The sequence below is a fragment of the Dermacoccus sp. Tok2021 genome (assembly GCF_019895135.1).
In the GTDB taxonomy this organism is placed as follows: Bacteria; Actinomycetota; Actinomycetes; order Actinomycetales; family Dermatophilaceae; genus Dermacoccus; species Dermacoccus abyssi.
Genome location: NZ_JAGTHU010000002.1, coordinates 44,429 through 58,346, shown reverse-complemented (window position 1 = coordinate 58,346; position 13,918 = coordinate 44,429). Strand labels below are relative to the sequence as shown.

15 protein-coding genes are annotated in these 13,918 nt (G+C 68.2%); 2 read left to right on the top strand and 13 right to left on the bottom strand.

The window, feature by feature from the left end; genetic code table 11:
- Positions 1-27: 27 nt before the first annotated feature.
- From K9D12_RS02300 to K9D12_RS02275, 6 genes are all read right to left on the bottom strand, one after another.
- Positions 28-852: a hypothetical protein gene (locus K9D12_RS02300; RefSeq protein ID WP_223059363.1), complete on the bottom strand. Its 825-nt coding sequence runs from the start codon at positions 850-852 to the stop codon at positions 28-30.
- The gene (locus tag K9D12_RS02295) at positions 849-1,694 is read right to left on the bottom strand and encodes an HAD-IIA family hydrolase (protein WP_223059362.1); all 846 of its coding nucleotides are present in this window, start codon (positions 1,692-1,694) and stop codon (positions 849-851) included. Before K9D12_RS02295 ends, K9D12_RS02300 begins: the two co-directional genes overlap by 4 nt.
- Before the next feature lie 72 nt (positions 1,695-1,766).
- On the bottom strand, positions 1,767-2,561 hold the full coding sequence (locus tag K9D12_RS02290) for an exodeoxyribonuclease III (protein WP_223059361.1): 795 nt from the start codon (positions 2,559-2,561) through the stop codon (positions 1,767-1,769).
- 85 nt (positions 2,562-2,646) lie between these two features.
- Complete coding sequence (locus K9D12_RS02285; RefSeq protein WP_223059360.1) at positions 2,647-3,984, bottom strand: UDP-glucose/GDP-mannose dehydrogenase family protein; 1,338 nt, start codon at positions 3,982-3,984, stop codon at positions 2,647-2,649.
- A 75-nt stretch (positions 3,985-4,059) separates the two neighbouring features.
- Complete coding sequence (locus K9D12_RS02280) at positions 4,060-4,323, bottom strand: DUF3017 domain-containing protein (RefSeq protein ID WP_223059359.1); 264 nt, start codon at positions 4,321-4,323, stop codon at positions 4,060-4,062.
- Positions 4,320-5,177 (bottom strand): bifunctional methylenetetrahydrofolate dehydrogenase/methenyltetrahydrofolate cyclohydrolase, encoded by an 858-nt coding sequence (locus K9D12_RS02275; protein ID WP_223059358.1) that lies wholly within the window; start codon positions 5,175-5,177, stop codon positions 4,320-4,322. The genes K9D12_RS02280 and K9D12_RS02275 overlap by 4 nt, the downstream gene beginning before the upstream one ends.
- Positions 5,178-5,278: 101 nt before the next feature.
- On the opposite strand from K9D12_RS02275, the gene K9D12_RS02270 reads away from it, so the two are divergent.
- Positions 5,279-5,980, top strand: a complete 702-nt coding sequence (locus K9D12_RS02270) for an SGNH/GDSL hydrolase family protein (RefSeq protein ID WP_223059357.1) — start codon at positions 5,279-5,281, stop codon at positions 5,978-5,980.
- Here the strand turns inward: K9D12_RS02270 and K9D12_RS02265 are convergent.
- The 3 genes from K9D12_RS02265 to K9D12_RS02255 form a co-directional block, all read right to left on the bottom strand.
- Entirely contained in the window at positions 5,958-6,929 is a 972-nt protein-coding gene (locus K9D12_RS02265; RefSeq protein ID WP_223059356.1) for a DMT family transporter, read from the bottom strand. The genes K9D12_RS02270 and K9D12_RS02265 overlap by 23 nt on opposite strands.
- Positions 6,930-7,028: 99 nt before the next feature.
- Positions 7,029-8,639, bottom strand: a complete 1,611-nt coding sequence (purH, locus tag K9D12_RS02260; RefSeq protein ID WP_223059355.1) for a bifunctional phosphoribosylaminoimidazolecarboxamide formyltransferase/IMP cyclohydrolase — start codon at positions 8,637-8,639, stop codon at positions 7,029-7,031.
- Entirely contained in the window at positions 8,632-9,297 is a 666-nt protein-coding gene (locus K9D12_RS02255) for a phosphoribosylglycinamide formyltransferase (RefSeq protein WP_259922649.1), read from the bottom strand. Before K9D12_RS02255 ends, purH begins: the two co-directional genes overlap by 8 nt.
- Before the next feature lie 410 nt (positions 9,298-9,707).
- Between K9D12_RS02255 and K9D12_RS02250 the strand changes: the two genes are divergently transcribed.
- Positions 9,708-10,352 carry an endonuclease domain-containing protein gene (locus K9D12_RS02250; protein ID WP_223059354.1) on the top strand — a complete coding sequence of 215 codons (645 nt, stop codon included), beginning with the start codon at positions 9,708-9,710 and terminating at the stop codon, positions 10,350-10,352.
- A gap of 68 nt (positions 10,353-10,420) precedes the next feature.
- On the opposite strand, the gene K9D12_RS02245 is transcribed toward K9D12_RS02250, so the two are convergent.
- From K9D12_RS02245 to K9D12_RS02230, 4 genes are all read right to left on the bottom strand, one after another.
- Entirely contained in the window at positions 10,421-10,807 is a 387-nt protein-coding gene (locus K9D12_RS02245; RefSeq protein WP_047311810.1) for a hypothetical protein, read from the bottom strand.
- A 52-nt stretch (positions 10,808-10,859) separates the two neighbouring features.
- Positions 10,860-11,993: a DUF6350 family protein gene (locus K9D12_RS02240; RefSeq protein WP_223059353.1), complete on the bottom strand. Its 1,134-nt coding sequence runs from the start codon at positions 11,991-11,993 to the stop codon at positions 10,860-10,862.
- A gap of 404 nt (positions 11,994-12,397) precedes the next feature.
- Positions 12,398-13,069 (bottom strand): DUF4352 domain-containing protein, encoded by a 672-nt coding sequence (locus K9D12_RS02235; protein ID WP_223059352.1) that lies wholly within the window; start codon positions 13,067-13,069, stop codon positions 12,398-12,400.
- 78 nt (positions 13,070-13,147) lie between these two features.
- Positions 13,148-13,837 carry a DUF4352 domain-containing protein gene (locus K9D12_RS02230; RefSeq protein ID WP_187037666.1) on the bottom strand — a complete coding sequence of 230 codons (690 nt, stop codon included), beginning with the start codon at positions 13,835-13,837 and terminating at the stop codon, positions 13,148-13,150.
- Positions 13,838-13,918 lie beyond the last annotated feature (81 nt).

Here is a 13,918-nt window from a genome sequence, read left to right as displayed (position 1 = left end):
TGTCCAACTTCCCAACGGTTTTCGGGCTCACCCCGCCTGCGCCGAGGCGTTGCGCAGGGCGCCCGCGACGACGTCGAGAGACGGCGCGATCTCGCGCTCCATCTGGGCGAACACCTCGGGCCCCATCTTGAACGGGTCGACGATGTCTGCGTCGTCGTCCTCGGGGCGTGCATGCACGAGGTGGCGGCGCGCCCCAGCCGCGGCGACGAGCTTGCCCACGCCCGAGCGCCCGCGAGCTGCCTCGACCTCCTGAGGCTGAACGTCGGCGACGAGATCGGCGAAGTCGACGAGCGCGAACGTCTTGCGCAACCCCAACGGCGCCTCCTGCACCACCGCCCGGCGGTGCGCGCGTGTCGCGGTCAGCACGAGGTCGGCGTCCTCGATCATGTCCACGGTGAGTTGCCGCGCCCGGAATGCCGTCGAGTCGATGCCTGCTGCGTCGAGGAGCGCCACGGAACCTGGGTCAACCGGCCACCCTGCCAGGGCTCCGGTTCCGGCACTCGTCACCTCGATACCCAAGCCGTCCAGCTCGGCGGCGAGGCGCAGGTGAATGTACGGCGAGCGACACACGTTGCCGGTGCAGACGACGAGGATGCGACCGCCCGGCGCCGGGGACGGCTCGCTCCCCTGCCCCGCTCCGCGATCCAAGGTCAACGACGCGTCGTCGTCCTGCCACATCCCACCGAGACCGGGCGCGTCGGTCGGGAGCTCCAGACCGTGACGACGCCGCGAAGCCCGGGTCGGCAGATCCGCCCACGGGTCGAACGAATGCGGTGTCTGCTCCTGCTCGTTCTCCCGCCGGGACGGACGCAAACGCGGCTCGTCGTCGAACGGGTCGAAGTCGTCGCTCACGCGTCGGCCTCCCGACGCTCGACGCCCTCACTCTGAGCCGCCATGCGCTCTGGGGAGAACTCGTGCACGAGCGGTACGACGTCTGCGATCGAATCGCACACCCGCGTCGGCACGAACGGGTAGCGATCCACCTGATCCGGCCTCGTCGAGCCAGTCAGCACGAGAATGCTGCGCAACCCGGCTTCGAGGCCGCTGCGCACATCCGTATCGAGACGGTCGCCGATCATGACCGTGGATTCGGAGTGCGCGTCGATGCGGTTGAGCGCGCTACGCATCATGAGCGGGTTCGGCTTGCCGACGTAGTACGGCTTGACGCCCGTGGCCGCCGTAATCATCGCGGCGATCGAACCCGTCGCCGGCAGCGGCCCCTCGGCGCTCGGACCTGTGACGTCCGGGTTCGTCGCGATGAAGCGCGCACCACCCTCGATGAGGCGGATGGCCCGCGTGATCGCGGTAAAGGAGTACGTGCGGGTCTCCCCCAGCACGACGTAGTCAGGGTTGCGCTCACTCATCGTGTACCCGACGTTGTAGAGCGCCGTCGTCAAGCCGGCTTCCCCGACGACGTACGCCGAGCCGCCCTCTCGTTGATCGTGGAGGAACTGCGCCGTCGCGAGCGCCGACGTCCAGATGGCCTCTTCGGGGATGTCGATGCCGCTGCCCTGCAGGCGGGCGCGGAGGTCACGCGGGGTGTAGATCGAGTTGTTCGTCAGGACGAGGAAGCGTCGGCCGGTCTCTTGCAACGCCTGGAGGAACTCCGCCGCCCCCGGAATGGCGTGCTCCTCATGAACGAGCACGCCGTCCATGTCGGTCAGCCAGCACTCCACAGGACTCTTGTTCGTCATGGCGTCATCCTGTCACGTGCAGGCCACGTGAAACCGTCGCCGCGACGACCAGGAGGCGTGGTGCCCAGCACGTCACAGCGTCGTCAGGTCGTAGTCGACGATGACGGCCGCGTGGTCGCTCCACCGCTGGTCGTAGGCATCGGCCCGCCCCACCCGCGGATCGCTCGCGACGGCCGCGAGCGCCGAGCTGGCGAACTGGTAGTCGATGCGCCATCCGGAGTCGTTGTCGAACGCCTTGCCGCGCCACGACCACCACGTGTACGGCCCCGCGACGTCGCCGTGATGCTCGCGCATGACGTCGACCCACCCATTCTCGGTGAACCGCGTGAGGTAGGCCTGCTCCTCGGACAGGAAGCCCGCCTTGCCGCGGTTGCCCTTCCAGTTCTTGAGGTCGTTCGGGCCGTGCGCCACGTTGAAGTCACCCATGACGAGGGCCGGGCGGTCGACGAGCTGCGCCATGCGCGCCTCGACGGCGTCGAGGAAGCGGTACTTCGCCACCTGCTTGTCGGTGTCGACCTCGCCGGTGTGGACGTAGACACTGGCGATCGTCACGGTGTGACCGTCGATCGTGACGTCGGCCTCGACCCAGCGGCCGACCTCGTCGAACCCGTCGATGACGGTGACCGGCGTCGCCATCGCGTGGCGGGTGAGGATGGCCACGCCCTCACGGCCGGCCGTCGCCGACTCGGCGTGGGCCAGGGCGTACTCCTCGAGCGCCGAGCCGCCGAGCGCGGTGGCGAACTGCTTCGGCGTCGCGCGTACCTCCTGCATGGCGACGACATCCGCGTCCTGCTCCGCGAGCCACTCGAGCCCACCTCGACGCTGTGCTGCTCGGATTCCGTTGACGTTGGCCGTGACAACTCGCATGCCGTCATCGTTTCAGGTGCGCGCGAGGGGTGTCGAACGCGCGAAGGCCCCACCGAAACCGGTGGGGCTTTCCTCGGGGGTCTGCTCAGCGCGCCTCGACGACGGGACGTCCGAGAGAGTGCACGGTGAAACCTGCGTCGGCCCACCTCCCGCCGTCGAGAACATTGCGACCGTCGATGACGACCTTGCCCGCAACCTTCGACGCCACGTCCGTCGGGTCGAGTTCGCGGTACTGCTTCCACTCCGTGAGGTGAAGAACGATCTGCGCTCCGTCGAGCGCTTCGTCGACGGTGTCGACGTAGTTCGGACCGGGGCGGTTGGCCCGGGCCACCGGCAGGGCCTCGGGGTCGTGCACGCGAACGTCGGCGCCGAGTTGGACCAGACGTTCGGCGACGTCGAGCGCCGGACTGTCTCGGATGTCGTCGGAGTTCGGCTTGAACGCGGCACCGAGAACGGCGATCGGCTTCCCTGCCACGTCGCCGAGGGCGCCCTCGACAAGCGTGACGACACGTTCGCGGCGGCGCAGGTTCGTGGCGTCGACGCCACGCAGGAAGTCGACCGAGTCGGGCAGACCCAGCTCCTCACCCCGCGCCAGGAACGCCCGGATGTCCTTGGGCAGGCAGCCACCACCGAAGCCGACGCCGGCACCGAGGAACTTACGGCCGATGCGCTCGTCGTGGCCGATCGCGTCGGCGAGGGCGAGCACGTCGCCGCCCGTGGCCTCGCAGATCTCCGCCATGGCATTGATGAAGCTGATCTTCGTCGCGAGGAACGCGTTGGCGCTGACCTTGACGAGCTCCGCCGTCGCGTAGTTGGTCACGAGGCGGGGCGTGCCAGCCGCGAGCGCCTTGGCGTACACCTCGTCGAGCTTCTCGACATCCGCATCGGCGAACTCGCCCTCGACGCCGTAGACGAAACGGTCGGGCGTGAGCGTGTCCTTGACCGCGAAACCCTCACGGAGGAACTCCGGGTTCCACACGAGACGTGCGTCGACGCCGTCCGGGACGTTCTCGCGGATCGCTTCGAGGACGCGAGGCACCGTGCCGACCGGCACCGTCGACTTGCCGACCGCGATCGAGCCTGCCTTCATGTGGGGCGCAAGTGCGGTGAACGCGGCGAAGACGTAATCCGTGTTGGCCGCGTACTCCCCCGCCCGCTGCGGGGTGCCCACGCAGACGAAGTGGACGTCGGCGTCAGCGGCGGCGCTGATGTCGGTGCTCCAGCTGAGACGGCCCGTCTCCGTCATGCGCGTCAGCAGATCGGTGAGGCCCGGTTCGTAGATCGGGCTGCGCCCCTGCGACAGCGCCTCGATCTTCTTCGCGTCGACGTCGATGCCGACGACGGTGTGGCCCAGTTCGGCCATACAGGCCGCGTGCACGGCGCCCAGGTAACCGGTGCCGATGACGGAGATCCGCAAACTCATGCGGGCAGTCTAGGTCGCTGGGTCAGTGCTCACGCGGCGACTTGCGCGCAGTCACCGGAAATTCACTCGGGCGTCTCAGCCCAACTTCACGACACCGAATGCGACGAGTGTGATGACGGCCAGGAGCGCGTACCCCGCGATATCGACCGTGCGCGAACGAACCTTGATGTCGAGTACGTAGCGCTCGGGAAGAACGGCACGCATCACGGCGCCCGCGAAGAGACCGAGCGACATCACGACCCCGCCCGGACGAACCTGGCCGGCCATGACGGTGATCAGCCCCGCCACGACGAGACCCACGACGACGAGCCAGGGAATCCCGAGGCGGAAACGGGTCACAGGCCTCGCGCGTCGGCGTCGCGCTCCGCCGCCTCGACGACGTTCATGAGCAACAGCGCTCGCGTCATCGGACCGACGCCACCCGGGTTCGGGGAGACGTACCCGGCGACCTCCGTGACGTCCTTGGCGACGTCACCGGCGACCTTGCCCTCGACACGCGAGACACCCACATCGAGCACCGCAGCGCCGGGCTTGACCATGTCCTTCGTGATGAGATCCGGCACTCCAGCGGCGGCGATGACGACGTCCGCGTTCTTCGTGTGCTCCGCGAGGTCACGGGTGCCGGTGTGGCACAGCGTGGCCGTTGCGTTCTCGCTGCGGCGCGTGAGGATGAGTCCGAGCGGGCGACCGACCGTGAGGCCACGGCCGACGACGACGACCTCCGCGCCCTTGAGCGGGACGTCGTAACGGCGCAGCAACTCGATGACGCCCATCGGCGTACACGGCAGCGGTCCCTCTTCGCCGAGCACGAGCTTGCCGAGGTTGACCGGGTGCAGACCGTCGACGTCCTTCTCGGGCTTGACGCGCGAGAGCAGCGCCACCTCGTCGAGCCCCGTGGGCTGCTGGATGAGGAAGCCCGTGCACTCGGGGCTGTCGTTCAGCTCGTCGATCACGGCTTCGACCTCTTCCTGCGTCGCGCTGGCGGGCAGATCCTTGCGGATCGAGACGATACCGATCTCCGCGCAGTCCTTGTGCTTCGCGCCGACGTACCAGTGCGAACCCGGGTCGTCACCCACGAGCACCGTGCCGAGGCCCGGCGTCACGCCGCGCTCCTTGAGACGGGCCACGCGCTCACGCAGCTCGTCCTTGATCGTCGCGAGGGTGGCCTTGCCGTCCAGCGTCGTCGCAGTCATGGCCCCAATCCTGCCAGACGCCCCGGGCGCGCGGTCGGCGCTCACACCGGGGTGTGACGGGACGCTCGTGATCGACGTGGGCTCGCGCGTACGGTCGTCGTATGACACGAGCGAACGAGCGTGCCGAGCGGCGAGTGACGTGGCGCGTTCCCGCGCTCGTGGCACTCGTCGTCGGGGTGCTCGTCGTGGCGTTGTTCCTCGTCGTCGACCGCCGTTCGTCAGCCCCGGTCGCCGACGCGCCCTCACCCAGCCTGAGCGGACGCCCCGTGGTGGCCTTCGTCGGCGACAGCTACTCCGCCGGCTCGGAGGCGAGCTCACCGGGCAAGCGATGGACCACCGTCCTGAGCGCTGAGCGCGGGTGGAACGAGATCAACGTCGCCGTGCCTGGCATGGGCTACGACGTGGGGCGTCCGACGCAGCACTACGCTTCCCAGGTCGCACGAGCCGCAGCGTCGAAGCCGGGCACGGTCATCATCTCCGGCGGATGGAACGACGTCGCCCGCGGCGTGCCGACGGCGACCATCGTCAAGGGCCTGCGCGAGACGCTCGCGGCGGTGAAGAAGCACGTCCCCGAGGCGCGCGTCGTCGTCATCGCACCGATCGGACCGGCGAGTTCTCCCCCACCCGACCTCGTACGGCTGCGCGATGCCGCCGCACCCGTGGTGCGCAGCTCAGGTGCGGCGTGGCTGGATCTCGACTTCCCGCTCACCGGTCACCCTGAGTGGATCAGCCCTGACGGCCTGCACCCCAACGACGCGGGCTACAAGCACCTCGCCGAGCTCACGAACGCGCGTCTGAAGTAGCCCGTCGGCCACCGGAGCGTGCCGCCATGGCTGCCGCCGCAGCGGTGACGACCATGCCGACGACGGTGCGCACACCGACACCTTCGCGCGCCACCGGGTCAAGCAGGTCGATGACGAGCGCCGCGACGAGCTGCCCCATGATGCCCATGAGCCCGAGCACGAGCACGCTGATGTGCTCCGTCGCCCACGCCGACAACCCGATGAACGCGATACCCAGCGGCGCACCGAGCCACGCCCACCAGGGAGCGTCGTGCGGCCACTGCCACTGCGTGAAGCCGAGGAGCACGCGCGCACCGGCGAACACCACGAGAGCGATCACACCGACGAGGAAGTTCTGCAGCGTCGTCGCGTACGAACTGCCCGCCCGCGCACTGACGCGCCCGTTGAGACCCTGCTGGAACTGCGTCATGACGCCCGCGATGATGACGGCGAGGGCCGGCAGGATCGCGATGCCACCCGGGACGTGCTGGCCGCTCACCGTGATGCCGACCCCGACGACGGCGAACGCTCCGGCGAGCGCGCGAGCGGGGGTGATCGGCGTGCGTCCCTTGGGCCCGGCACCAACGTGATCGGCGAGCAGCCCGCCGAGCGCACGACCGCCGACGCTCGCCACGATGAAGACGGCAACACCGAGAAGCCCGACCGCGCTCGTCTGCACGGCGACGAACGCGCCACCCAGGACGCCGCCGAGGCACTCCCACCAGCGCAGACGTCCGGCCCGGATCGACAGGACGAGTCGCGTGGCGCCTTGGCGCAAACTCGGCACCGCGAGCGCCAGCACGAGCAGTGCGAGACCCGAGCCGAAACTCCAGATGGCAGCGACGAGCGGCTCCGACAGAGGTTCGCCGAGCGTCCCGTTGAAGCGAGCCTGGAGCGACAGGCAGGCACCACCGACGAACGCCGCGGCGAGCGCGAGCGCCTCCGAGGACGCACGTCGTTCACGCGTCATCGCGTCACCCCTATGGACATGGCGTGTTTGGCTGGAGATGGCGCCGACGTCGCGATGATCCCCCACCAAACACGCCATCCGGCACTCGCCGGGCCGCGATCAGTGGGCGAAATGACGCGTACCGGTGAAGTACAGGGTGACGCCGGCCTTCTGCGCAGCCTCGATGACCTCGGCGTCACGGATCGAACCACCGGGCGCGACGACGGCCTTGACGCCGGCGTCGAGCAGGATCTGCAGGCCGTCGGCGAACGGGAAGAACGCGTCCGACGAGGCAACGGAGCCACGAGCGCGTTCGGCGCCCGCACGCGTCACGGCGAGGTTGCACGAGTCGACGCGGTTGACCTGGCCCATGCCGATACCGACGGACGCGCCGTCCTTGGCGAGCAGGATCGCGTTCGATTTCACTGCGCGCACGGCACGCCACGCGAAGGCGAGATCACGCATCGTGGCCTCGTCCGCGGCCTCGCCGGCGACGAGCTGCCAGCGCTCGGGGTCGTCACCCGTGGTGCGACCGTCCTTGTCCTCGCCCTCGGCGTCGATCATGTCGCGCTCCTGCACGAGCAGACCGCCGCTGATCGGACGCATGTCGAAACCACCCGCAGTGGGCGCGGGCACGGTGACGAGGCGCAGGTTCTTCTTCGCGGTGAGTACCTCGAGGGCGTCGTCGTCGAACGCCGGCGCGACGACGACCTCGGTGAAGATGTCCTTCACCGTGTCCGCCATGGCCTTCGTCACCGGTCGGTTGGTCGCGATGATGCCGCCGAACGCGCTCGTCGAGTCGCACTCGTGGGCGCGCTGGTGCACTGCGGCGATGTCCTCGTCGGGAGCGCCGACGGCGATACCGCACGGGTTGGCGTGCTTGATGATGGCGACCGTCGGCACGTCACCGTGGTCGTACGCCGCGCGGTAGGCGGCGTCGGCGTCGACGTAGTTGTTGTATGACATCTCCTTGCCGTGCAGCTGCTCGCCCTGCGCGAGGCCGCTCGCGTCGGCCGACGTGTAGAGGGCCGCCGCCTGGTGCGGGTTCTCGCCGTAGCGCAGGCTCGCGGCCTTGGTGTACGTCGAACCCGTCCAGTCGGGGAAGGTGTCGCCGGTGGTGGCGTCGTTCGAGCCGACGAGGTTCGCCCCCATCCAGGTGGCAACTGCGACGTCGTAGGACGCGGTGTGGACGAAGGCGTCACGCGCCAGCGCGGTGCGCTGCTGCAGTGTGAAGCCGCCGCCGCGCACGGCGTCGAGCACGTCGGCGTACGACGTCGGGTCGGTGACGATGGCCACCGTCGGGTGATTCTTCGCGGCCGCGCGCACCATCGTCGGGCCGCCGATGTCGATCTGCTCGACGCACTCGTCGATGCTCGCGCCCGAGGCGACCGTCTCACTGAACGGGTAGAGGTTCACGACGACGAGGTCGAACTGCTCGACACCGAGGTCCTCGAGCTGCTTCATGTGATCGCTCTTGCGCGAGTCGGCGAGGATACCGGCGTGCACCTTCGGGTGCAGCGTCTTGACGCGACCCTCGAGGCACTCGGGGAAGCCCGTGAGCTCCTCGACCGCCGTGACGGGGATGCCGAGACCCGCGATGAGCTTGCTCGAACCGCCCGTCGAGACGATCTCCACCCCGGCCTCGTGAAGGACGCGGGCGAGCTCCTCGAGCCCCTGCTTGTCGTACACCGAGACGAGAGCCCGCCGAATAGGGCGCATGCCGTCACTCATTGATCGAAACCGTCCTGCCGTTGATGGACCAACCTCGTGCGAACCCGCGGACCACGTCCACGAGCATGGTGCGCTCCTCGACCTTGATGCGTTCGTGGAGCGATTCCTCGTCATCGTCGGCGCGTACGTCGACGACGCGCTGATCGATGATGGGGCCTGTGTCGACACCGGCGTCGACGACGTGACACGTCGTACCGGTGACCTTGACGCCGTGCGCGAGCGCGTCCCGGACGCCGTGCGCCCCGGGGAAACTCGGCAGCAGCGCCGGGTGGGTGTTGATGACGGTGTGGCGCGAGAGAGTCTGCGCGCCGAGGATCTTCATGAACCCGGCCGAGACGACGAGCTGACGAGCCGCGACGTCACCGCCGGTGAGCGCGGCGAGGTCGAGGTCGTCGTCGGCATCGCTGAACGCGCGCTCGATGGCGTCGGCGAGCGCCGCGTCCCACTGGCTGCGCTCGGGGAAGTGCCGCGTCTCGACGGTGAAGGTGGGGATGCCGGCGAGGGTGGCGCGCTCGAGGCCGGTGCACTCCCGATCGGCGCCGACCGCGACGATTTCGTACACCTTGCCGTGGGCGTCGTCGTCGATGAGAGCCTGCAGCAACGAGCCGCTTCCGGAGACGAGGACGACGACCTGCAGGGGCTTCGACTGCTCGCTCACGCCCCCACCCTATCCCCCGATGTTGAGCGGTCGCAGCGGCATCTGTACCCGGATACCCAGGCAACATCGACGAGGTTTTCCACAGGCCCACATTCATCGGGAGCATCCACACCGCCGGCACGCAGGCTGGAAGCATGACTCCCCGTTGGAAGCAGACCCATGAGCGAGCCGTGACACTGGCAGAATCGAGCTACGGCGTGGTGAACCGCGCGCGTCTTCGACAAGTCGGCGTGACACGGGAGGACGTACGCACACATGTCCGCGCCGGACGTTGGATGCAGTTGGGCAACAACACCTTTCGCCCGCCGACAAACGCTTGGTGCCCTGAACGCTCTCCCATCGCTGTCGCCGTCTTCGAGACCCAAGGGCCGGCCTGGGCCGAGGCCTCGAGTGCCCTGATTCTCCACGGCTTGCGAGGTTGGGGCGCGCAGCAGATCGTCGTCGCGCTGCCTCACTACGGTCAGCGCACGTCCTTCCCGCCGGGTACGAGAGGGATGTTCCTGTTCCGACCACCGCGGCTGTTGCAGACACCGGTTCCCCACTCCCATCCCGCATGGGCGTCGTTGCGCGCCGCCGCCATCGCGCGAACGGATCGGGAGGCTGCGACGGTGCTCGCCATGACGGTGCAGCAGCGACTCGCCCGAGCAGACGACTACTGGCAGGCCCTCGAATGCCTCCCCAAACTGCACCGCCGCAAACTGATTCGCGAACTTCTCGGGGACATAACCACCGGGTCCGAGTCGATTGGTGAGATCGATTTCGTTCAGCTGTGCCGCAGACGCGGTCTACCGGTGCCGGATCGTCAGGTTCGACGACGTCACCCGAACGGCTCGTACTACCTCGACGTGCGCTGGGAGGCTGCGAAGCTCACCGTCGAGATTGACGGCATGCACCACTTCATGGGCGACAACCCGACTCAGGACGCCCTGCGTCAGAACTACCTCACCCTGGGCGGTGACGCCGTGCTGCGCATTCCCGTGGTGGCGCTGCGCACCGATCCGGATCCGTTCTTCGCGCAGATCGAACATCGGCTGCGCCTCGCGGGGCTCCTGTGACGCCGATGTTTCCTGGGAATCGCGGGACCGGTGCCGCGGCGCCCGCTCAACATCGGGGGTGGGGGTGGTCAGTCGAGGAAGAAGCGCTGGACGGTGCCCGGGTGCTGGTCGTGCTGGTTCTCGCAGGCCTCGCGCGCCTGGTTGGTGTTCGCACCCCAGAGGCACTTCTGGTAATCCATCGTGCGCTCGTACTGAACGAGCGGGGCGACGACCATGGCGATGAGCAGTGCCGTGAGACCGAGCCCGATCATGTTGGGCGCAACGGCCTTGTTCTGGCCGGACTTCTTGAGGTCCTGGATGAAGCGCACGCCGTAGTAGAACGACGCGACGAGCGGGATCACCGCAAGCGCCGTGCCGGGCATGGGTAGCCACGACAGGGCGAAGCCGAGGATGAGGTAGCGCAGCGACAGCATGCTGTTGCGCGCACCGACGGGCGCCTTCGGAGTGTCGTTCACGTCTCTCCCAACGAGCGAGTGCCTGGGATTACTCCCGACCTCAGCGGGTTTTTCAGTGGGTGTGGTTCAGCATCCAATGCCGCACGCCGGCCACCGCGACGGCCGGCGGCACGAAAAGGACGGGCAGCAGCACCCATGCGTTCCACCCGGGGCCGACATAGTCGAGGAGCCCGGTCGAGACACGGGCCGTTGCGAACCACCACACGAGCCACATGACGAGCGTGGCGAGCGAAGCGGCGCACAGAGCCACCGTGCATTTCGCGCGGAGGCTCGACAGTCGCGTCAGCGCGCCGACAGCGTCCCAGCCGATCCAGCCGCCCACTGCGATCGGAACGAGGAGGAAGATCCACGTCCAGGGCCCGACCCCGTCCGGCAGTGCGCCGAGCACCGGAATCATCGGCAGAGTGCCGGGCGTCATCGCGCCGTGCCCGATCGAGACAGCACCGACGTGCACCGACGAGCCGGTGAACCATCCGGCGCCGAGGGCCATGAGGTTGGGCAGAGCCAGAAGCTGCGCCGCGACGAGGAGGATGCCTCCGACGAGACCGGGGTTCAGCTGTTGGTGGACGGTCCAGACGCGTCCGCCGTGCCAGGCGACGAGCGCGACGACGAGAACGAGCGAGGCGAGGGCAAGCCAGCGCAGGCCGCGTAGCCCGGACCGGATCGAACGCTGCAGCAACAGCGGTGTGGCGTCGAGGACGAGATCGTCGAGAGCCTTCAGCTCAGGTGAGTGCTCCCGCTCGTGCCAGGCCGTCCATGCCACGCCGGCAGCCGCGACGAGGAACGGTCCGAGCAGGAGGGACCACCAGCTGATGTGGCTCGCACCCAACGAGGCAACGACGGCGAGCATCTGAGCCGCAGCGACGTAACCGCCGATGAACGCGAGCAGGATGAGGCGCAGGTCGCGCGCGTGCAGGCGCTCGTCGGGGAACGCCGCGCGAGCGCCGAAGCGAGCTGCCAGAACGCAGAGAGAGGTGAGGACAAGGGGGCTGAAGACGACGCTCGTGCCGTCGACGTTGACGTGTCCGCGGTGCGCGAGAGCCCACAGGTCGATCGTCACGCCGAGCGTGTCGTTCCACGACGAGCTCGACTGCGAATCGATCGTCCACGCTGCGAAGACCGGCACCATGAGCGCGATGACGACACCGATGGCCGACAGCGCTCCGTAGCCGAACGCGAGGGGCACGTGCGGGCGTCCCTCGGGCCGGGCGTCCTTGCCGCTCGTCGGCCGTCCGGGGCCGGGCCGCTGGGAAACGCGAGGGTTCTGCGCGTCACGAGGGGGTTTCGCACCGCGGTTCGACGCGTTGCGTCCTCGGTCGAGCTCCGGACGTGACGCTCCCCTGCCGGCCTGGCTGCTCTGCGCTGCACGCTGCGGACGCGCACCGGACCCACCTCGGCCGTCACTCGGACGCGGGGGGCGCGGACGGTTCGAGGAGGGACGTTCGGCGGGATCGGGGCGTCGTGAAGTCATCTCGCCCGTCATCCTCTCAGGCCCACCTGGGAGCCTCACGCTGCCACGCCGTGGACACACGCGAGCGGGCCGGCGAGACACTCTCACCGGCCCGCTCGGGGCAAGACACCGCTTGGGCGTCAGTTGGCCTGGATACGCACCGGACGGTCGTCCCCGTAGCTACAGTCGACGTCGATCGTCTTGATCTTCTGGCCGGGCGAGACTTCGTACACGAGGTCACCGGTCGTGGTGTCACCCTTGTAGAGCGAGCCGTAGCCGAGACGCGAACCGTAGTCGACGTACTTGTCGCTCGGGCTCGTGTTGTCGCTCAGGCGCACCTTGACGCAGCTGCTGCTGAAGCGCAGCTCGTCGTCGTCGAGGTTGGTTGCCGAGATGTTGATGGCCACCCAGTGCTTGCCCGCCGCGGGCTTCTGGTAGTCGCTGGAGGACTTCACGTCGTCCGTGACCTTGCTGACCTTGATCGACATCTTGTCGGTCTTGACCTCCTGGCCGACCTTGCCGACCTTGGGGCCCGACGAGTCGTCGCCGCCGGAGTCGTCGTTCGACTCCGAGGAGCTCGGGCTCGACGACGAGCTGCTGGGCTCCTCACTCGGGGACGAGGACTCCGACGACTCGGGCGATTCCGAGCTGCTCGGGCTGTCCTCGCTCGGGGCCGCCTCGCTCGAGGAGCTGGACGAGGAACTCGAGCTGGTACCACCGGAACCTTCGACCTGCGTGCAGGCGCTCATGCCGAGAGCCATCGTGCCTGCGATTGCGGCGACGCTCAGCTTGCGCGTCATCAACTTGGTCATGTGCTCTTCTCCCTGTTCTGCGTGGATTTCGGACTCGCGCCCGAACGGTGCTGTCGAAAAATTGAGGATGGTGTGCGCTCACTTGCTCACATCGATGCGGATGGCGCGCTGGTCGCCTTGCAGCGAGCTGAGCGAGCACTTGACGTCGACCTGCTTGAGCTTCTGACCGGTCGGCACCTCGAACGTGATGTCACCGACGGCGGTGTCGCCCTTCTGCAGAGCACTCGAGTTGAACTTGGTGCCGTAGTCGGAGAAGAGCGAGTCGTCAGCCGTCTGGTTCTGATCGGTCTTCGCGTCGACGCAGAACAAGGTCGAGAAGTTGAGCGGCTTCGACGACGTGTTCGTCACGCTCATGTTGACGGCCACCCAGCGCTTGCCCGCGTCGGGCTTCATGAAGCTGTCGGAGGAGACGGGAACCGGGTCGACGACCTTGCTGATCTTGACCGTCATGTCGCCCGTCTTGGCTTCCTCGCCGACCTTCGCCCGCACGAGGCCCGACTGCCCCTCGGAGCCCGAACCGGGGTCTTCGGAGCTCGACTCGCTCGACGAGCTGGATTCACTCGGCTCGCTCTGCGAACTCGATTCGGGAGCGGACGAGCTCGCCTGTGCCTGCTCGCTCGAGGATTCACTCGACTGCGGCGCTGCCTCGCTCGAGGACGACGACGAGTTGGACGATGCGCCCGACCCGCCTTCGACGCTGGTGCAAGCCGAAGCGGACAGCACCACCGCGGCAGCGGCCGCGAGCATTGCGGAACGTGAGACCTTCATGACTTCTCCTCCCCCGCCCCCCGGGCGCCATCGCTCGGGATCTCAGGACAAAACTAACTGCACCTGAGACGCGAAGAAGGC

What these genes read in the sequence shown, in the direction of transcription:
- K9D12_RS02235 (WP_223059352.1), bottom strand. Translation starts at nt 13,069, where the DNA reads ATGACCAAGTTGATGACGCGCAAGCTGAGCGTCGCCGCAATCGCAGGC.
- K9D12_RS02270 (WP_223059357.1), top strand. Translation starts at nt 5,279, where the DNA reads ATGACACGAGCGAACGAGCGTGCCGAGCGGCGAGTGACGTGGCGCGTT.
- K9D12_RS02265 (WP_223059356.1), bottom strand. Translation starts at nt 6,929, where the DNA reads ATGACGCGTGAACGACGTGCGTCCTCGGAGGCGCTCGCGCTCGCCGCG.
- K9D12_RS02285 (WP_223059360.1), bottom strand. Translation starts at nt 3,984, where the DNA reads ATGAGTTTGCGGATCTCCGTCATCGGCACCGGTTACCTGGGCGCCGTG.
- K9D12_RS02295 (WP_223059362.1), bottom strand. Translation starts at nt 1,694, where the DNA reads ATGACGAACAAGAGTCCTGTGGAGTGCTGGCTGACCGACATGGACGGC.
- K9D12_RS02290 (WP_223059361.1), bottom strand. Translation starts at nt 2,561, where the DNA reads ATGCGAGTTGTCACGGCCAACGTCAACGGAATCCGAGCAGCACAGCGT.
- K9D12_RS02230 (WP_187037666.1), bottom strand. Translation starts at nt 13,837, where the DNA reads ATGAAGGTCTCACGTTCCGCAATGCTCGCGGCCGCTGCCGCGGTGGTG.
- purH (WP_223059355.1), bottom strand. Translation starts at nt 8,639, where the DNA reads ATGAGTGACGGCATGCGCCCTATTCGGCGGGCTCTCGTCTCGGTGTAC.
- K9D12_RS02275 (WP_223059358.1), bottom strand. Translation starts at nt 5,177, where the DNA reads ATGACTGCGACGACGCTGGACGGCAAGGCCACCCTCGCGACGATCAAG.